We start from the raw sequence: 18,654 nt of genomic DNA, 5'->3' as shown, positions 1-18,654 counted from the left end.
CGTCAGGGACCGCATGAACGAGTACACCGGCCAGTTCTTTACCGACCATCCCCATGCCATCGGCCTCATGGTCGCCCTTCTGCTGGGCGCGCTGATCGGCCTGGAAAGGGGCTGGGAAGCGCGGCACGAGAAAGCCGGTGAGCGCATCGCCGGCATCCGCACCCATTCCCTGGTGGGGCTGCTGGGTGGCCTGTCGGCCCTGCTGTCGGAGAACCTGACGGTTTGGGCGTTTCCGCTGATGTTCCTGGGCATGGTGAGCATCACCCTGCTGGGCTACCGCACCCGGGTGGAGTACCAGCAGGATTTCTCCATCACCGGCATGATCGGCCTGCTGCTGACGTTCTGTTTCGGTGCCGTGGCGGTATCGGTGAGTATTGCCCTGGCCACGGCAGCCGCGGTGATCACGGCCCTGGTGCTGGACAACAAGCAGGAAATTCACGGCCTGATGAACAAGCTCCAGTCCCACGAACTGGACGCCGGCCTCAAGCTGCTGCTGATCTCGGTGGTGATGCTGCCGGTGCTGCCGGACCGTGACCTGGGCCCGGGCGGCGCCCTCAATCCCTATGAGATCTGGTGGCTGGTGGTGCTGATCGCATCGGTCTCGTTCGTGGGCTATTTCGCCATCCGGGTCGGCGGCACCGAGAAGGGCCTGCTGTTCACCAGCATCTTCGCCGGCATGACCTCATCCACCGCCCTGACCCTGCACTTCGCGCGGCAATCGCGGAGGGCACCGGAACTCAGCCCGCTGCTCGGGTCCGGCATCCTGCTGGCAGCGGGCACCATGTTCCCCCGTATCCTGGTCTACTGCCTGATCATCAGCCCGGCCCTGCTGCCCAGCCTGACACCGCCGGTGCTGGTGATGACGGCCATGCTGTATGCACCGGCCCTCTACTTCTGGCGCAGGGACCGCAAGCGCATAGACCTGAGCAAGCCCGAACTTACCAAGAACCCCCTGGATCTCAAATCCGCGCTGCTGTTTGGCGTGCTGCTGACGGTTATCCTGTTCTTCGGCGAGTGGCTGCGGGAATGGTTTGGCGATATCGGCATCTACGTGCTGGCGGCCACCTCCGGCATCGCCGACGTGGACGCCATCACCCTGTCACTGACCCGAATGTCGCAAAGCTCCATCGCCGCCCAGCCCGCCATTATCGGTATCGTTATCGCAGCGTCGGTCAACAACTCCGTCAAATGCCTCATCGCCTCGGCGATCGGCACCCGCACTCTGGGTCTGCGCATCGCCGTCCCCATCATGCTGTCGCTGGTGGGAGGCCTGGCCACCGCTTGGCTTGTCTGACATTAAGATTCCGTAATCTTTTCAGACCTTGAATCCGGCGATTGTGCGGTCAGTACTTGTATCAGATATACAGGATTTTCGGGATGCGGCCTTTCCCCGTAGCCAACCCTGGAAACGAGAACGGATGAAAGGAGGTAGAACCATGGCGAAAACCAATCTAGGCGTCACCTGTCTGCTCACCACCCTGATGGCCGCACCCGCTGCCTGGGCGGCGGAGGAGAGTCCCTATCTCCAGCCCGATGGCTCCTGGATCAGCCTGAGCGGAACGGTGGTCGAGACGTTTGATGACAGCTTCATTCTGGATTACGGCATGGGCTCGGTGCGCGTGGAAATGGATGACTGGGACTGGTACGGCGAGCACCGCGCCATCATCGAGAACGACCGCGTCACCGTCTATGGCGAAGTGGATGACGAGACCTTTGAGGCGGCCACCGTGGATGCCGACAGCATTTACGTCGAGAACCTGGGCACCTATTTCTACGCCGAGTCTGCGGACGAGGACACCTATCAGGTCATCGACATGTCCCCCACCACCCCCATTGTGGTCGGCGACATGACCGCCACAGGCACCATCACCGCCATTGATGGCCGTGAATTCACCCTGGACTCCGGCATCCAGCGGATGACCGTGGACACCACCGGCCTGCCCTACAACCCGATGGATGACAAGGGTTTCCAGCAGCTGGACATGGGTGACACGGTCACCGTGACCGGGTACATGGACCGGGATGTGTTCGCACAAAGGGAACTGGTCGCAGAAAGCATCGTCACCCTGAACGAGGAAGGCGAAAGCGGTTCCTGATCAAAGCGTTGTCGTGCCCCATGCCCCGCCTGTCCGGCGGGGCTTTTTTTTTCGCAAGCCGTTCCCCGCCTTCCCAGAACACTCTTGCAGGGCGTTTTGGTAGCCTTCGCTCTTAGCCGAAGTGGAAGAACGCCACCTTGTTGCCGTCGGTGTCGCGGATGTAGGCGCCATAGAACTGGTTGGGGATGCGCTGACCCGGCTCGCCGTCGCAGGTGGCGCCCAGTTCCAGGGCCTTGTGGTAGAGCTTGTCCACCGCTTCCTTGGAACCGGGGTTGATGGCCACCATGTTGCCATTACCGGGATGATTCGGCTTGCCGTCATAAGGCTTGCATACCGCCAGCATCGGGGAGCCCATGTTCTTGCCCACGAAGGCGATGCGCTCCATGTCCAGCAGAACCTTGGCGCCCAGGTCCGAAAGGAGTTCGCTGTAGAAGGCCTTGGCCTTGTCCATGTTGCTCACGCCAATGGTTACGTAACCGATCATCTGCTCTACTCCTGACAAAAGGACATTTGGTATTGTGGTGCGGTCCGTGCTTTTACGCTGCGGCCGCCAAACGGATTCTGTCTGCCCCGGAGGATTTGTGCCACGACTTTTTGTGGGTCTGGAACTGCCGGACCCGGTACTCGAACAGCTGCTGTCGCTGCGGGAGGACATTGCCGGCGCGCGCTGGCAGAACGCCAACCAGCTGCATCTGACCCTGGCTTTCATCGGCAACGTGGATGACACCACCGCAGCCAGCATCCGGGCGGGCCTGCAATACCTGGCAGCGGATCCCTTCGAACTGCAGCTGCGGGGTGTCGGGCGATTCGGCAGCGATGAGCATCCCCGCAATCTCTGGGTGGGCGCGGCACCGGAGGCGCCGCTGGTGGCCATCCACGGACAGGCCCGGTCGGTCCTGAAAGCGGCAGGGCTGACGGTGGACGAGCGGCCCTACAAACCCCACGTCACCCTGGCCCGGATGGGCAGAAACGCCGGGCCCACCGGGCCGTTTCTCGAGCGTTTCGAGGATTTCCGCTCGCTGCCCTTTCCGGTGGACCACATCAGCCTGTTCCGCAGCACCCTCAGCCACGAGGGCTCCCAATACGACGTGGTGCAACGGATCCCGCTGGCGGATCCGGCCTGAGCCGGCCCGGTAAGCGCCAAAGCGCCGGCAAAACAGGGTATCATTGCCTTCCAACACAGACAGACAGTGGATGAACGCATGTTGTTTGCAGCCATAATCGGCGGCCTGATCGGTTATCAGTTTGGCCGTTTTCCGGGGTTTCTGGTGGGTGCCGCCATCGGCGTGTTCGCGCTGCGGCTGCTGAAGGCCCGCCTGCGCAAGGCCCTGCAGCGGGTCCAGTCGAATTTTCTGGAGTCGGTTTTTGCGGTGATGGGCGCCCTGTGCAAGGCCGACGGCGTGGTGACCCGGGATGAGATCCGGGTGGCGGAAACACTGTTCGACCGCTTCCGGCTCTCCGGCGCCCAGCGGGAGGCCGCCAAGAACGCCTTTGCCCGAGGCAAGGCCCCGGGCTTCGACCTGGATGCCGAGCTGCAGCATTTCCTGCGGGCCAGCGGGCGGCAGCCGGCGCTGCTGCAGATGTTCCTGCAGGTGCAGGTATCGGCCATTGCCGCCGATGGCGACATCCATCCGGCCGAGCATGAGATGCTGCTGCGCATTGCACGCGGTCTGGGTCTGCCCGAATCCCAGGTGGACCAGCTCGAGGCCATGCTGCGGGGCGCTCATAGTGGCGCCACCGGCGCCCAGCCCAGCAGCGCCAGCCAGATCCAGGACGCCTACCGGGTACTGGGGGTGTCGCCGGATGCCAGCGATGCCGAGATCAAAAAGGCCTACCGCAAACTGATGAGCGAGAATCATCCGGACAAACTGGCCGGCCGCGGCCTGCCGGAAAGCATGCGGGACATGGCGGAACAGAAGACCCGGGAAATCAGCCACGCCTACGACGTCATCAAGGACGCCCGCAAGAGCGCGGCCTGAGGCCTAGTATCCCAGATACCGCACCAGCGCCGCCGCCAGGATACCGGCGGCGATGGCTGGCAGCGGCTTGCGCAGGGTGAGCATCAGCACCGCGGTGGTGACCAGGGCCGCCCGTGCGCCCCAGTCGCCATCGAACGCCAGTGGCGTAAGGATGGCAATCAGCACCGAGCTGGCCATGGCGTTGATGAAGCCTTCCACCCGCGGGTTGATGGTGACGAAGGACATCAGGAAAACACCACCGAAACGGGTCACCAGCGTGACCAGCGCCATGATGGCGATCAGGCCCAATACGCCCAGGGTCGTGGTCTCGATGGTCATGGCTTGCGCTCCAGCCAGAAGAATCCCACCACACCGCCGGCAAGGGCGCCCACCACGACATGGGTATGGGCCGGCAGCCAATGATAGGCGGCCATGGCGGCGGCACCGGCCACCACCCAGGCCAGCAGTATCCTCGGTGTCTTGCGACCGCCCAGGGCCATGGCCAGCAGGAAACAGCCCAGCACCATGTCGAGGCCGAGGCTCTTGGGATCCTGCAGCAGGCCGCCGAAATAGACCCCCAGTAGCGTGCCGATGAGCCATGCCAGCCAGAGCACCAGCCCGCCACCCAGAATAACCTCCAGGTTGCGACGGCCGTTCTGATAATCCTGGGCCGCCACTGCCCAGTTGGCATCGGTCAGCCACACCAGAATGCCGTAGCGCTGGCCCACCGGCAGTTCCCGCAGCATGGGGTAGAGCGACGCCCCCATCAGCAGGTGACGGGAATTGATGGCGAACACCACCGCCATCAACGGCAGCACCGCCACCTGGTTGCCCCACATCTCGATGGAGGCGAACTGGGAGGCACCGGCGAACACCACCAGGCTCATCAGGGTGGCTTCCAGTGGCGCCAGCCCCTTCTGCACCGCGGCCAGACCGAAGGCAGCACCGAACGCCACCACAAACAGCGAGATGGGAAGCAGGTGAAAAAATTCCGAGCGGACCCGGCTGGCTTGCAGGCGATAACCTGAGGAGGAGACGGACATCTAAGCAAGCTAATTAGCTGACCCGGATTTGCCCATAGGTAGATACCGAGTCGGGCCCGCCGTCGGGGGTTTTCAGCAGGCGTCAGAGCCAGCGCCGGGTGCGCTGGACATAGCGGCGGTAGAGGTCACCGAAATGCTGCTCCAGCGCACTTTCCTCCGCCCGCGCCTGGCGGGTGATGACAAACACTCCCACCACCAGACACAGCAGGGTGAACACGCTGGGCAGAGCCAGGAAAAAACCGAGCTGGCCCAGCATGATGGCGAGGAACAGCGGATTCCGGCGCTTGCGGAACGGGCCCTCGGTGATCAGGTGCTTGCCACCCGCACCGTCAATACCGGAGCGCCAGTCCTCGTGCATGTAGGCCTGGACGTAATCGATCAGGTAGAAGGATGCCAGCAGACAGAAGACGCCGGTCATCAGCACCGCCGGCTGGTACAGGAACGGGAACACACCGAGATAGGGATCAATGTCCCAGACCATGCGTACAAGGCATATCGCCAGGATGGAGGCCCGGAACAGATTGAAGATATGCCGGTGCCACCAGGGACCGCTGCCGCGGTGGCCATAGTGGATATGGGAGAAGCGCATACGGTCGTAGAGACCCAGGCTGCGACTGGTGTAGTGCAGGCCGATCATCAAGAAATAGATGCCGAGAAAATGCCTGACGAACAGGTCCACTGAGCTCACAGAAAAGCGATACCTTGAATTCCGGATTAATGGGTCAAGCTTACCGTCTGGTTACAGCCAGGGACAAGACTTCCCCATCGGACATTCCGGCCGGGGGCCGATTCCGCTAGAGTTGTGAGCCTCTCAAGCCTCAGGATCAGGACCATCGTCATGACCGCCATCGCACCGGGTATTCCGGTCCACAGCCACACCGATGACGCCCTGGGCACCGACGACGCCACCGCCCTGGCGGCACGGCTGGCCTCCGGCGAAGTGAGCCTGGGCGAGGTTATCGGCGCCGCCATTGCCCGGGCCCGGCAAGTGGAGCCTAGCCTGGCGGCCATCGCCTGTGACGATTTTGCCCGCGCCGCAACACTTCAAAAGCTCCCGGCCCGAGGCCTGTTTGCCGGCGTGCCCACCTTTATCAAGGACAACACTCCGGTGGCGGGCCTTCCCACCGGCCACGGCTCCGCCGCCGTGCAGCCGGGGCCGGAAAAGCACAATGGCCCGTTCACCAAGCAGCTCCTGGCCCAGGGACTGGTCTGCCTGGGCAAGAGCCGGCTGCCGGAATTCGGCTTCAACGCCTCCACCGAACCCGCCCACGACCGGGCCACCGCCAACCCCTGGCACCCGGCCTACTCCGCCGGCGCCTCCTCGGGCGGCTCGGCGGCCCTGGTGGCCGCTGGCGTGGTGCCTATCGCCCATACCAACGACGGTGGCGGCTCCACTCGCATTCCCGCCGCCTGCTGCGGCCTGGTGGGCCTGAAGCCCAGTCGCGGCCGGCTTGTGGATGGCGAGGCGGCGCGGGCGCTGCCGCTGAACATCATTGCCGAAGGCGTGGTCACCCGGAACGTGCGGGACACCGCCCGGTTCTACCTGGGGGCGGAGCGAAGCTACCGGAATCCGGACCTGCCCGCCATCGGTGAGATCACCGGGCCGGCCAGCCGTCGCCTGACCATCGGCCTGGTCACCGACTCCCTCAACGGCCTGCGTACCGATGCCGCTACCCGCGACAGTGTCGAAGCCACCGCCAGACAACTCGCCGACCTTGGCCATCGCATCGAGCTCATGCCGGTTCCGGTGAACCGGCACTTTGCCGAGGATTTCGCCCTCTACTGGGCCATGTTGGCCTTTGCCGTCAGCACCACCGGCAAGCGCACCATCCACCGCAGTTTCGACCGTCGCCGGGTGGATGGCCTGACCCGGGGCCTGGACCGGATGTTCCGCCGCCAGTTCTATCGACTGCCGGCGGCGCTCCTACGCCTGCGCCGGAGCCAGCGTTACTATCACCAGGCCATCAAGGGCTTTGACGCGGTGCTGACACCGGTCCTCGGCCATGGCACCCCGGAGCTGGGCTACCTCAGCCCCGACCTGCCCTTCGACACCCTGTTCGAGCGGCTGCGCCGCTATGTCTGCTTCACGCCGCTGGCCAACGCCACCGGCGCGCCTGCCATCAGTCTTCCCCTGGGGCGGGATGCGGCGGGTCTGCCCCTGGGCATCCAGCTGATGGCCCGGCACGGTGACGAGAAAACCCTGCTGGAGTTGGCGTTCGAGCTGGAGGCGGCCTGTCCCTGGCCGCATCCGGGTATAGCCCTTTCCCGTTAGCCCGTTTGCGTCAGGGCCGATCCTCCCGCAGGAACAGGCTGACTTCGGCGGGCTCACCGAGGGCCTCCTGGGCCAGCTTCCGGCGCTGGGCCCGCTGGCCCAGCATCATCACGATGGGAGCGGCGATGAAGATGGACGAGCTGGTACCCACCACAATGCCGAACAGCATCGGCAGGGCGAAGCTGGCCACCGCCTCACCACCGGCAATGGCCATGGGCAGGATTGCCAGGAAGGTGGTGATGGAGGTGAACAGGGTCCGGGTCAGTGTGGCGTTCAGGCTCTCGTTGATCAGCTCCGGCAGGGACCGGTCCGGGTCCTGCTTCAGGGCTTCACGAATGCGGTCGAACACCACCACCTTGTCGTTCACCGAGTAGCCGATCAGCGCCAGCAGGGCGGCAATGGCGGTGAGGTTGAACTCCACCCCCGCCACCACGAAGAAGCCCAGGGTCTTGGTCAGGTCCAGCGCCAGGGTCAGCATGGCGCCGGTGGCGAAATGCTGCTCGAAGCGGAACCACAGGTAGGCGAACATGCCCACACCCGCCAGCAGTACCGCCAGCAGGCTGGTCTCCAGGAACTGGGCGCTGACGCTCGGACCCACCAGCTCCACCCGCGGGAACTCCGCCTGGGGAGCAATCTCGGTCAGTGCCGCTTTCAGATCCTCGGGTGTGACGGCCTCGGGACCACTGGCGGCGGCCACGGGCAGACGCAACAGATAGCTGCTGTCACCGCCGAACGCCTGGATGGCCACCTGATGCACGCCCTGTTCCCCCAGGCCACTGCGAAGCTGCTCGATGGACATCGCCTGGCCGGTTCTCACCTCCATCACCAGACCACCCTCGAAATCGATGCCCTGACGCACGCCGGGGTAGAATAGCAGGCCAATGGACAGCGCCGACAGCACCAGCGAAAGCACCAGGCCACGGCTGCGCACCGACATGAAATCGATGGCCCTGCTGGCACCAAAGCGCTGCTTCCAGCCGCTTTCCACCATCAGGGGCCGGTCCCCCATTCGGGCCACGCAGGCTTCCATCAGCAGCCGGGTCAGGGAGATGGAGGTGAACATGGACACCAGCAGGCCCACCGCAATGGCGACCGCAAAGCCCCGCACCGGACCGCTGCCGAACATGAACAGCAGGCTGACCGCGATCAGGGTGGTGACGTTGGAGTCCAGAATAGTGCTGAAGGCGCGCTGGAAACCCGTATGCAGGGCGTAGCGGGCGCTGGAGCCACGCCGGCTTTCCTCCCGGATACGCTCATTGATCAGGATGTTGGCGTCCACCGCCATGCCCAGGGTCAGGATCAGGCCGGCGATGCCGGGCAGGGTCAGGGTGGCGCCCAGGGTCGCCAGCACGCCGATCACCAGGCCGGCGTTGAGCAGCAGCGCAGCATTGGCGATCAGACCCCAGCGGCCGTAGACCACCACCATGAAGCCCAGCACCAGGAGGGCGCCCAGGGTACCGGTCACCACGCCCATGGCGATGGCATCACTGCCCAGGTCCGGTCCCACGGTGCGCTCTTCCACCACGTCCAGAGGCGCCGGCAGGGCACCGGCCCGCAACAGCAGCGCCAGGTCCTGGGCCTCGGCCACATCGAAACCGCCGCTGATCTGCCCGGCACCGCCGGTAATGGGGGTACGGATCACCGGCGCGGTGATCACCCGTTCGTCCAGCACCACCGCGAAGGGCCGGCCCACGTTGGCCTGGGTAATGTCAGCGAAGCGGTCACCGCCGCTGGCGCTGAGGCGGAAATTCACCACCGGCTCGCCGGTGACGTCGTCGAAGCCAAGATCGGCACCGGTCAGGTCACCACCGTCCAGCAGGGGCGCGCGGGTGAGATGGTAGCTGGGGCCGCCCTTGTCATCGGCCACGCGGATACCGCTGGTGCTGCTGTCGGCATCCAGCACCAGGTGGAAGGTCAGCCGCGCCGTACGGCCCAGCAGTTCCTTGACCCGGCCGGGATCGGCCACGCCCGGCAGCTGCACCAGAATGCCCTGCTCGCCCTGACGGGAAATCAGCGGCTCCACCACCCCGGTCTCGTTCAGCCGGCGACGGACCACCTCCAGGCTGCGCTCCACGGCATCTTCCGTGAGCGCCTTGGTGAACGCGGGGGTCCGGGTCAGGGTCAGGCGGGTGCCGTTCAGATCAAACCTTACCCAGGCCGGGCTCTGCTCGGCCTGAAGCTCAAGGGCCAGGCTGCGGGCCTGATCCACCTGATCGGCTGAGCGGAGGTTGATCACAGTGCGATCACCCTCGGCCACCGGTCGGGAACTGGCCACGCCGTCGGCACGCAGGCGCTGGACCAGATCTTCCGCCAGTTGATGAAAGCGCTCCTCGGTCAGGGACTCAAGATCCACATTGAGCAGGAGGTGGGAGCCGCCCCGCAGGTCCAGCCCCAGAGTGACCTTGTGATCGGCCCAGACGTCCGGCAGCTGGCTGGACAGGGAACCGGGCAGCAGGCTCGGCAGCGCCGCTGCCAGGCCCAGCAGAATGATGGCACCGTAGGTCAGTGCCCGAAGACGAAAGTTGCGCATTGGATTTCCTTGATGGGCGGGCACACAGAGGGCCGCCCCGACACCGGGATCGTGCGCGGCCGGGCCGCGCGTTCTGCAATCGGGTCAGTGCATCAGGAAATCGGCGGCGCCCGGGCCTGGACAGGTCGGTCGAACCGGGAAAGCGGCAGCGCCAGGGGCGCATCGGGGGTTGCAATGGCTGCAATGGCGATCGGCAGCGACGGCCCCTGCGGGTCAGCCGTGGTTTCGTCGTGGCTGTCGAAGTCGGCGGCAAGAATGAGCGGCAGGCGGAGTCGTTCGGCACTGCGGCTCTGGCGCCAGTAGCCGCTTTCCCGTCCCACCGCCACGGCGGTTTCGATCGGGCTGGCGAGCAGGTCGTCGGTGGCCTGAGCGGCCCTCGGAGCAGTGCCGTGTGGCGCCAGCAGCAGGGCCAGCAGAAGCAGTAGGGCTACCGGCAGCCAAAGCAGCGCCGGGCCGGCAAGACGGCGTGGCGGGCAGTGGCGGGGTGGAATCATCACGTTCATGGCGATGGCGACCGGTAAGCCGGTCAGCGAGACGCCCCGGCTCAACAGAGATTACCGCTGAAACCGTCAGCCGTCATCCGTATTTATGCAGTGCCGGTATCGGCGATGGCCGGGCGAACCGACGGCTGCTGTTTCAGCACCACCCGGTTGCGGCCGGAACCTTTGGCCTCGTAAAGCGCCTCGTCGGCGAGGCGGAACAGCTCCTTGGTCTGGTCGGCCCGCTCCGGCTGCAGGGCGCAGACGCCAACGCTGACCGTCAGCCGCAGCATCTCATCGGAGACCCGGAAATCGGTGGTCTCGATCTCCTTGCGGATCCTCTCGGCAACCCGAACAGCACCCTCGGCGGGGGTGTCCGGCAGCAGCACCACGAACTCCTCACCGCCGTAGCGAGCCGCTAGGTCCTGGGGCCGGGTGACGTGGTGGCGGATGCCCTGGGCCACCATCTGCAGGCAGTCGTCCCCCACCAGGTGGCCGTAGCTGTCGTTGAATTTCTTGAAGTGGTCGATGTCCAGCACCAACACGGACAGTGGCTGGCCAAACCGATAGGCCTTGACGCAGGCGGACTGGAAGGCCCGGTCGAAGTGGCCCCGGTTCTTGAGCCCGGTCAGGGCATCGGTGGAATTTAGCTCCAACAGCTGCTCGTTGAGCGCTTCCAGATCCTGGGTACGCTGGCGCACCCGCTCTTCCAGCAGGATATTGGCTTCCCGCTGCACCACCAGGGACTGCTCCTGGGCGGACCGGGCCTTGCGCTCCTCATCCAACAGTTTCTGCTGGGCCTGAAAGGTCTTTTTCTTTTCCCGATTGAGGCGGTCGGCCAGGGCGATGGAGAGCAAGATGACGCCGAGCGCCGAACCCACCTGGGTGGCATTCTCGGTGACCAGATTCCTCGGCAGCATCGTGAACTTGTTCAGCGCCAGCACAATACCGCCGGACAGCATGAACACCCAGGCCACGGTGTAGTACCGCGCCGCCAGGTCGCGCATGTACCAGCGTACCGTGCTGAGCAAGAGCATAAGAGAGCAGGCGGCGGCCGCCAGTAGAATGGTTGGCAGGATAAGCGTCTGGTAGGGGACCACCAGGGCCGCCAGCGACTGCAGCAGGCTGGCCGCAGCCATCAGCAGGGTGAGACGGTTCAGGATGGGGTGGTGACTGACCGTGACAGATAGAAAGCGTATGGCAAAAATACAGCCAAACGTGACTCCCAGATTGAGGAAAAAGATGATGGACTGGTCGTTCCACCAGGTGGCTTCCGGCCAGAGGAACTGGAAACTCACGCCATGCAGGCTGGCCAGGAACAGCATGATGCTGGCGATATAGCCGACGTAATAGAGAAAACTGCGCTCCCCTACCGCCTTGAACACGAACAGGTTGTACAGAATCATCGCCACCACGATGCCGAAATACAGCCCCTCGAGCAGCATGCGCAGCTGCTCGGAGGCGTGAAAGCTGTCCCGTTGCCAGAGCACCATGGGTACCTGCATGGAGCTCGTGGTGTCGACCCGAAGGTACAGAGTGATGATGTCCTGGGCCGGCAGGTCCACGGGTACGACAAAATTGCGGTGTTCTATCGGGCGATGGTGGAATGGCAGTTTGTCACCAAGCTGCCAGCTACGGGTCGGCTCACCCTCACGGACACGATAGAGATCCACGTGATCCAGCACCGGATAGGCGATTTCCAGCAGCGCTTGCTGCGGATTGGCAGCGAGGTTGTCTATCTGGACACGGAACCAGTAGACCTGATCACCGTAGCCCAAATTGATGTCGTCGGCACGATTACGAGTCCAGGCGCCGGCACCCAGGGCCCGAACCTCTTCGAGGGTCATGGCCGGCGAGGGTTCCGGCCAATAGTCCACAAAGCGGGCTACCTCCGCCTTGTCCTGCGAGACAGTCCAGGGCAGGACATCCGCCTGGGCCAGCCAGGGCAACCAGAACATCAGAACAGCTATAAGCCGGAACGTCATTGTTCCCCCCAGAGCGAGGCCGTTCGCGTTATTTTGCCGCCATTATGGCTGCAATCCAGGCTTTGCGCGCTGGCCGCCAGCGAAATGAAGCAAGACTACAACAAAAGGCTACATATCGGCTCGACCCTGACACAAACGTCGGCGGAAAACTGATATAAACTTGATCCAGATCATTGTTCTCCGCGCAGGTGGACACCGGCCGACCTGCTTGCCATAGTGAATCCGACGGTGATGCAAACGGACTGCGGCTATGCCTGACAATCAGACCTTCATTGAATTTCATGAAACCCTGATGCGGCTGAGCCACAGTCCGGAATTCATCAGTAGCCGCAGGGAAAAAAAACTGGCTGCCCTGGTGGAGATGTGCAGCAGCCTGCTTGGGGTTGAGAGGGTCAGCGTGTGGCGTCTGGGCGAGAATCATGACGCCCTGCTCTGTGAGGTCCTGCACCAGCCCGGCGACAAGGGGGCAATCACCGGACCCTCGAGCGCCAAACTGAGCCAGCAGGAGCATCCCTCCTATTTCGAGGCCCTCAGCGCCCGCCTGATCGAGGCCTCCCAGGCCCTGTCCGACCCCCGTACCCGGTCCTTCCGGGACAGTTACCTGGCGCCGGTGGGCATCCATTCCATGCTGGATGCGCCCATCTTCGATGACGGCCGGCTCAGCGGCGTATTCTGTCTGGAGGCCCTGCACCCGCGAGAATGGTCCCTGGCGGAGCTGTCGTTCGTGGCCGCGCTGGCCGACACCGTCAGCCTGACCAACACCCATGTGGCCTGGTTACGCTCCAAGCAGAAGCTGGAGTACCTGACCCATTTCGACAGCCTCACCGGCCTGGCCAACCTGCAGTCCCTCAGGGACCGCATGGATTACCTGGTGGACAAGGTGAAGCGCCGCGGCAGTGGCGATTTTGTCATGGTCTGGGTGGACATCGACCGGCTCAAGGCCATCAACGACGGCCTGGGCCCCCAGGTGGGCGACCAGGTGATTGCGGAAACCGCCCGCCGGTTACGGGAGCTGCAGTTACCCGGCAAGGATCAGCTCGCCCGCATCGGCGGCGACGAGTTCGCCCTTGTGCTGCGCAATGTCGGCGCCAACGGCATGCTGGACGACGCCTTGAACCGCATCATGGCGCAGCTCAGCCTGCCCATAAACCTGGCCGAGCAGACCCTGAATATCAGTGTCAGCCTCGGGGTATGCCACTATCCGGGCGATGGCGATAGCGCCGAAACCCTGCTCCGCGGCGCCGAAGCCGCCATGTATCACGCCAAGCAGCAGGGCCGGGCCCAGGCCTGCAGTTTCGACACCTCGATCCAGGCCACGGCCCGCTCCCGCTTCGCCCTGGAGCGGCGGCTGCGGGCCGCCATCCGGGACGACCAGCTCTCCGTGTTCCATCAGCCCATTCTCGACGCCGCCAGCCACACGCTGGTGAGTACCGAGGCCCTGGTGCGCTGGCAGCATCCGGAACGGGGCTGGCTGTCGCCCATCGAGTTCCTCGATGTGGCCCGGAGCGCCGTCCTCATGTACGGGCTCGGCGAGTGCGTGCTGCGAGCGGTCTGCCATGAGCGTCAACAGGCCCGGCTGATGGGGCTGGCGATGCCGGTCACCACCATCAACCTGGCGGCCGAACAGGTGCTGGACCCGGGCCTGCCGGCGCTGGTGCAGTCCATCTGCAAGGAGTTCGAGGTGGACCAGCGGGAGCTGCATTTTGAAGTCACCGAGGACTCCATCCAGGGCGATTCCAGGACCCTGAAAGGCGTTCTGGACCAGCTGGTGGCGGGCGGCTCGGAACTGGCCATCGACGATTTCGGTACCGGTTACTCGTCGCTGTCCCGCCTCAAGCACCTGCCCTTCTCCAAGCTCAAGATCGACCGCTCGTTCATCCGGGACATTCCCGACGACGAGGACGACTGCGCCATCACCCTGTCGATCCTCGGGCTGGCGCGGGGCCTCAATCTGTCGGTGGTGGCCGAGGGTGTGGAAACGCCGGGCCAGGAGCACTGGCTCAAGGAACAGGGTTGCGATTTCCTGCAGGGCTACCGCTACAGCCGGCCGGTGCCGTTTGATACCCTGGTGGAGGCATTCTTCAAGCAACCCACCGTGACAGCGACCTGAGCATGACAGTTACCCTGACCGACGTGGCCGGCCAGGACATCCGGCCCCACCTGAACACACTGGCGGAACTGCGCATGACCGTATTCCGCCAGTTTCCCTACCTCTACCAGGGCAGCCTGGATTACGAGCGCCGCTACCTGGAAACCTACGCCCGCTCGGCCGCAAGCCTGTTCGTGCTGGCCCGGGACGGTGATCGGGTGGTGGGTGCCGCCACCGGCATTCCCATGGCCGACGAGACCGAGGCGTTCCGGCAGCCGTTCATCAACCAGGGCTGGCGTCCGGAGGAAATTTTCTATTTTGGCGAATCGGTGCTGCTGCCGGAGTATCGCGGCCAGGGCATCGGTGTGGGCTTCTTCGACCACCGGGAGGCCCACGCCCGCAGCCAGGGCTTTCGCTATGCCGTGTTCTGCGCGGTGGTGCGCCCGGAGGATCACCCCCTGCGGCCCGAGGGCTACCAGCCCCTGGACCGGTTCTGGCAGAACCGCGGCTACCGGCCGCTGCCGGAACTGACCACCGAATACGCCTGGACCGACATTGGCGACCAGGCGCCCACGGATAAGCCCATGCAGTTCTGGTACCGGGAGCTCTAGCGAGGCCCTGATAGCCGACGATTCAGAGCGCCGAGGCCAGGCCCGCCAGGGCCAGGCCGGCAATCAGTGCGACCGAGATAAGCGCAAGCTTGATGCCCTCGCGCACTTCACGGTTGGTATGATCCGAAAGACTGGACATGACGGGCAGCTTCCTTTGCCGACGCGTTGATGTGGTTGCGACCCTTCATATCATAACAATAATGATTCTCATTTGCAAATCTATTCGGCCGTCACCGCAACCGGCCGCGACCGGCGCAGGCGCTGGCCTACCCGGTCCCCCAGCACCAGCATGGCCGGCGTCAGCAGCAGCGTCAGCACGGTGGCAAAGGCCAGGCCACCGGCGATGGCGCTGGACAGCTGGGTCCACCACTGGGTCGAGGGCGCGCCCAGGCCAAGGGACGGCGTCAGCAGGTCCACGTTGACGCCCATCACCATGGGCATCAGGCCCAGGATGGTGGTAATGGCGGTGAGCAGCACCGGCCGCAAACGCAGGCAGCCGGTCTCGAGCGCCGCCTCGAAGGCCTCCAGGCCCTCCTTGCGCATCTGGTTGTAGGTGTCGATGAGCACGATGTTGTTGTTCACCACGATGCCCGCCAGCGCAATGATGCCCATGCCCACCATCACGATGCCAAAGGACTGGCCGTTCAACAGCAGCCCCAACAGGACACCGGCGGTGGAGAGCACGATGGCGGAGAGAATCAGCAGCGACTGATAGAGCGAATTGAACTGGGTCACCAGGATCAGCAGCATCAGGCCGATGGCAATCAGGAAGGCGCTGGCCAGGAAGTTGGCGGCCTCCTGCTGCTCCTCGTCCTCACCGGCGAACGCCAGGCTGATCCCTTCCGGTGGCGCCGGCAGCCGCTCCCGCAACTGGGCCAGCTGTTCGGCTACCTGGGCGCCCGGGGCCAGGCCCGACTTGATGGTGATGGTGCGCAGGCCATCCACGCGCTGGATGGTGCCGGTCTTGGCGGCCGGCTCCAGGCTCAGGAAGTAGGACAGCGGCACCTGGCCCCGGTCGGTGTTGATGGTCAGGCGGCCGAACTGGTCCAGCTCCCGCCAGCGCTCGGGCACCCGCACGGCAATGTCCACCTCGTCCCGCACGTCCTCCGGGCGGTAGGTGGCCAGCACCAGGCCGTTGGTGACCAGCCGCACTGCGCTGCCGGCACTGAGGACGTCGGTGCCGAAACGGGCAGCGGCCTCGCGGTCCACTTCCAGGCGCCATTCGATGCCGGGCAGGCTGCGGTCGTCCTCCACGTCCACAAAACCACCGGTGGCCGCCATGGCCGCCCTCACCTGCTCCACGTAACCGTCCAGCAGACCGCTCTGACGGCTGCTGACCTTTAGCTCAATGGGCTTGCCGGAACCCGGGCCGTCCTCCTGCTCGCGGAACTCCAGCACCACACCGGGAATGTCGGCGGTGCGCTGGCGGAAATCCGCCAGGATCTTCGAGGCCGGACGCCGTTCGTCCCAGTCCTGGAACTGGAACTGCAGGACCCCCACCACATCCGGTGCCATCTGGGTGCCCGGGCTTACCATGGAGCGGGCATAGAGGGCCTTGACCTCGGGCATCCCGGTCAGCCGCGACTCTACCTGCCGGACAAGCCGGTCGCGCTCATAGACCGACAGATCGCCCCGGGCCCGGACCCAGACCTGGGCCGAGTCCGGCTCCACGCTGGGGAAGAACTCGACACCGTGATTGAACTTGGCGTAGGCCACATACACCAGCCCGATGGCCATCATGACCGCGGCGAGGGTCCAGCCCGGATACCGCAGCACGCCGGTGAGCAGGCCGCGGTAGCGATGACCCAGGGCGCTTTCCTTGATGGCCTCGGGACGGCCACCGCCACCGGCGACGCCACCCAGCACCGGCAGGAAGATTAGCGCCATGGCCAGGGAGGCCAGCAGGCAGAGAATCACCGTGATGGGCAGGAACTTCATGAATTCCCCCACCACCCCCGGCCAGAACAGCAGCGGCAGGAACACCACCAGGGTGGTGGCGGTGGAGGCGATCACCGGCCAGGCCATGCGGGTGGCCGCCTCCCCCCAGGCCCGGCCGGCCGGCATGCCGTGGTGCAGGTTCCGGTCCGCCAGTTCCGACACCACGATGGCACCGTCCACCAGCATGCCCGCCACCAGGATGAGACTGAACAGCACCACGATATTGAGGGTGTAGCCCAGACCCCAGATCAGCAGGATACCCGCCAGGAACGCGCCGGGGATGGTCAGCCCCACCAGCAATGCCGAACGCGGGCCCATGGTGGCGATGATCACGATGATCACCAGGACGATGGCGGTCAGCACGTTATTGAGCAGGTCCGCCAGGATATCCCGCACCTCGGTGGACTGGTCCATGATGTACCGGACCTCCAGACCCTGCGGGAACTGGGATTCCGCCTCGGCGATCAGGGCCTTGACCTGGGCCACGGTCTCGATGATGTTGGCGCCGGTGCGCTTGGAAACCTCCAGCACCACCGCCGGCTCACCGTTGATGCGGGCGAAGCCGGTGGGATCCTTGAAGCCGCGCTGAAGGGTGGCAACGTCACCGAAGGTCACCACTGCATCCCCCGACACCTTGATGGGCATGGTCATGACGTCTTCCAGGGTTTCGATCACCCCCGGCACCTTCATGGTCATGCGGCCGGCGCCGGTGTCCAGGCTGCCCGCCGCCACCAGTTGGTTGTTGCGGGTCACCAGCGCCGCCAGCTGGTCATAGTCGATGCCGTAGCTCTCCAGCACCTGGGGATCCACCACGATCTCCAGCATGTCCTCCCGGTCACCGCCGATCTCCACCTCCAGCACCTCGGGGATGCCCTCGATGGCATCCTGCAGGCGACGGGCCACGGTGATCAGTTCCCGCTCCGACAGTGGGCCGGACAGGCCCACCGACAGCACCGGGAACAGCGACACATTGATCTCGTTGACCCGGGGCTCGTCCGCCTCGGATGGAATCTTGGCGCGGGCGGTGTCCACTTTCTCCCGCACATCCTGCAGGGCCTTGTCCGGGTCGAAACCGGCATCGAACTCCAGCATCACCGAGGCGTGACCCTCCGAAGCGATGCCCCGCATCTCCTTGATGCCCTCCAGCGAGCGCAGCTCCTGCTCCATGGGCCGCACCAGCAGACGCTCGGCATCCTCGGGGCTGATGCCCTCCAGGCTCATGGAGACATAGATCATGGGAATGGTGATGTCGGGGTTGGCTTCCTTGGGAATGACCTGGAACGCGGCGACACCCCCGATGATCAGGAACAGCAGGGTCAGCAGCGTGGTGCGGCTGCGATTGAGGGCGGCGTAGACGAGGGCGCGCATATTATTGGTCCTGCATCACGGGCTCGACCCGCTGGCCGGGACCGACAAAGCCACCGCCCCGGGTGATGAGCCGGGTCCGGTCCGCCAGGCCACCGACCCAGGCGCCATCGGTGGTGGCGCTGAGCAGCTCCACCGGGGCGAAGGCCACCCGCTGCCCGGCATCCACATGGCGGATACCAAGGCGGCCGTCCTCACCCAGGCTCAAATGGGCCGGCGACAGGAACATGGCGGGCCGCTCGGGCAGCAGCACCTTGAGGGTGGCGCTGGCACCGGCCACCCGCAGCC

Annotated in this window: 14 protein-coding genes and 2 pseudogenes; 7 read left to right on the top strand and 9 right to left on the bottom strand. The window is 64.8% G+C overall.

Annotated elements, in window-relative coordinates:
* Window positions 1-13: 13 nt before the first annotated feature.
* Together R3280_RS07175 and R3280_RS07170 are read left to right on the top strand one after the other, a co-directional pair.
* Window positions 14-1,294: a DUF4010 domain-containing protein gene (locus R3280_RS07175; RefSeq protein ID WP_318997906.1), complete on the top strand. Its 1,281-nt coding sequence runs from the start codon at window positions 14-16 to the stop codon at window positions 1,292-1,294.
* A gap of 142 nt (window positions 1,295-1,436) precedes the next feature.
* Window positions 1,437-2,096, top strand: coding sequence for a NirD/YgiW/YdeI family stress tolerance protein (locus tag R3280_RS07170; protein ID WP_318997905.1), 660 nt, complete (start codon window positions 1,437-1,439; stop codon window positions 2,094-2,096).
* A 112-nt stretch (window positions 2,097-2,208) separates the two neighbouring features.
* On the opposite strand, the gene R3280_RS07165 is transcribed toward R3280_RS07170, so the two are convergent.
* Window positions 2,209-2,580, bottom strand: coding sequence for a VOC family protein (locus R3280_RS07165; RefSeq protein ID WP_318997904.1), 372 nt, complete (start codon window positions 2,578-2,580; stop codon window positions 2,209-2,211).
* Window positions 2,581-2,677: 97 nt separating this feature from the next.
* Between R3280_RS07165 and thpR the strand changes: the two genes are divergently transcribed.
* Window positions 2,678-3,220: an RNA 2',3'-cyclic phosphodiesterase gene (gene thpR / locus R3280_RS07160; protein WP_318997903.1), complete on the top strand. Its 543-nt coding sequence runs from the start codon at window positions 2,678-2,680 to the stop codon at window positions 3,218-3,220.
* Window positions 3,221-3,298: 78 nt separating this feature from the next.
* Complete coding sequence (gene djlA, locus R3280_RS07155) at window positions 3,299-4,075, top strand: co-chaperone DjlA (RefSeq protein ID WP_318997902.1); 777 nt, start codon at window positions 3,299-3,301, stop codon at window positions 4,073-4,075.
* A 3-nt stretch (window positions 4,076-4,078) separates the two neighbouring features.
* On the opposite strand, the gene R3280_RS07150 is transcribed toward djlA, so the two are convergent.
* The 3 genes from R3280_RS07150 to R3280_RS07140 all read right to left on the bottom strand — a co-directional run bounded on the left by R3280_RS07150 (window position 4,079) and on the right by R3280_RS07140 (window position 5,785).
* Complete coding sequence (locus R3280_RS07150) at window positions 4,079-4,393, bottom strand: AzlD family protein (RefSeq protein ID WP_318997901.1); 315 nt, start codon at window positions 4,391-4,393, stop codon at window positions 4,079-4,081.
* Complete coding sequence (locus R3280_RS07145) at window positions 4,390-5,097, bottom strand: AzlC family ABC transporter permease (RefSeq protein ID WP_318997900.1); 708 nt, start codon at window positions 5,095-5,097, stop codon at window positions 4,390-4,392. The genes R3280_RS07150 and R3280_RS07145 overlap by 4 nt, the downstream gene beginning before the upstream one ends.
* A gap of 82 nt (window positions 5,098-5,179) precedes the next feature.
* A complete protein-coding gene (locus tag R3280_RS07140; protein ID WP_318997899.1) occupies window positions 5,180-5,785 on the bottom strand; it encodes a methyltransferase family protein in 606 nt (201 codons plus the stop codon).
* Window positions 5,786-5,935: 150 nt separating this feature from the next.
* Between R3280_RS07140 and R3280_RS07135 the strand changes: the two genes are divergently transcribed.
* A complete protein-coding gene (locus R3280_RS07135) occupies window positions 5,936-7,369 on the top strand; it encodes an amidase (protein WP_318997898.1) in 1,434 nt (477 codons plus the stop codon).
* A gap of 10 nt (window positions 7,370-7,379) precedes the next feature.
* Here the strand turns inward: R3280_RS07135 and secD are convergent, their stop codons facing one another.
* The 3 genes from secD to R3280_RS07120 form a co-directional block, all read right to left on the bottom strand.
* Window positions 7,380-9,899 (bottom strand): protein translocase subunit SecD, encoded by a 2,520-nt coding sequence (secD, locus tag R3280_RS07130; RefSeq protein ID WP_318997897.1) that lies wholly within the window; start codon window positions 9,897-9,899, stop codon window positions 7,380-7,382.
* Between the two features lie 92 nt (window positions 9,900-9,991).
* A complete protein-coding gene (locus R3280_RS07125; protein ID WP_318997896.1) occupies window positions 9,992-10,447 on the bottom strand; it encodes a hypothetical protein in 456 nt (151 codons plus the stop codon).
* A 38-nt stretch (window positions 10,448-10,485) separates the two neighbouring features.
* The gene (locus R3280_RS07120) at window positions 10,486-12,336 is read right to left on the bottom strand and encodes a diguanylate cyclase (RefSeq protein WP_318997895.1); all 1,851 of its coding nucleotides are present in this window, start codon (window positions 12,334-12,336) and stop codon (window positions 10,486-10,488) included.
* A gap of 277 nt (window positions 12,337-12,613) precedes the next feature.
* Between R3280_RS07120 and R3280_RS07115 the strand changes: the two genes are divergently transcribed.
* Both R3280_RS07115 and R3280_RS07110 read left to right on the top strand, forming a co-directional pair.
* On the top strand, window positions 12,614-14,473 hold the full coding sequence (locus tag R3280_RS07115) for a sensor domain-containing phosphodiesterase (RefSeq protein ID WP_318997894.1): 1,860 nt from the start codon (window positions 12,614-12,616) through the stop codon (window positions 14,471-14,473).
* A gap of 2 nt (window positions 14,474-14,475) precedes the next feature.
* Complete coding sequence (locus R3280_RS07110) at window positions 14,476-15,063, top strand: GNAT family N-acetyltransferase (RefSeq protein ID WP_318997893.1); 588 nt, start codon at window positions 14,476-14,478, stop codon at window positions 15,061-15,063.
* A gap of 327 nt (window positions 15,064-15,390) precedes the next feature.
* Here the strand turns inward: R3280_RS07110 and R3280_RS07105 are convergent.
* Window positions 15,391-18,369 (bottom strand): annotated as a pseudogene (locus tag R3280_RS07105) (efflux RND transporter permease subunit); the annotation flags it as partial.
* Window position 18,370: 1 nt separating this feature from the next.
* Window positions 18,371-18,654: pseudogene (locus R3280_RS07100) on the bottom strand (efflux RND transporter periplasmic adaptor subunit); the annotation flags it as partial.

Source organism: Marinobacter sp., from assembly GCF_033722195.1.
Lineage (GTDB): Bacteria > Pseudomonadota > Gammaproteobacteria > Pseudomonadales > Oleiphilaceae > Marinobacter.
Note: the sequence above shows the minus strand (reverse complement) of the source record. Positions and strands in the feature narration are given on the sequence as shown.

Coding starts and splice junctions, on each gene's coding strand:
- R3280_RS07135 (WP_318997898.1), top strand. CDS start 5,936: ATGACCGCCATCGCACCGGGTATTCCGGTCCACAGCCACACCGATGAC.
- R3280_RS07170 (WP_318997905.1), top strand. CDS start 1,437: ATGGCGAAAACCAATCTAGGCGTCACCTGTCTGCTCACCACCCTGATG.
- R3280_RS07150 (WP_318997901.1), bottom strand. CDS start 4,393: ATGACCATCGAGACCACGACCCTGGGCGTATTGGGCCTGATCGCCATC.
- R3280_RS07165 (WP_318997904.1), bottom strand. CDS start 2,580: ATGATCGGTTACGTAACCATTGGCGTGAGCAACATGGACAAGGCCAAG.
- R3280_RS07110 (WP_318997893.1), top strand. CDS start 14,476: ATGACAGTTACCCTGACCGACGTGGCCGGCCAGGACATCCGGCCCCAC.
- R3280_RS07115 (WP_318997894.1), top strand. CDS start 12,614: ATGCCTGACAATCAGACCTTCATTGAATTTCATGAAACCCTGATGCGG.
- R3280_RS07120 (WP_318997895.1), bottom strand. CDS start 12,336: ATGTTCTGGTTGCCCTGGCTGGCCCAGGCGGATGTCCTGCCCTGGACT.
- R3280_RS07175 (WP_318997906.1), top strand. CDS start 14: ATGAACGAGTACACCGGCCAGTTCTTTACCGACCATCCCCATGCCATC.
- djlA (WP_318997902.1), top strand. CDS start 3,299: ATGTTGTTTGCAGCCATAATCGGCGGCCTGATCGGTTATCAGTTTGGC.
- secD (WP_318997897.1), bottom strand. CDS start 9,899: ATGCGCAACTTTCGTCTTCGGGCACTGACCTACGGTGCCATCATTCTG.
- R3280_RS07145 (WP_318997900.1), bottom strand. CDS start 5,097: ATGTCCGTCTCCTCCTCAGGTTATCGCCTGCAAGCCAGCCGGGTCCGC.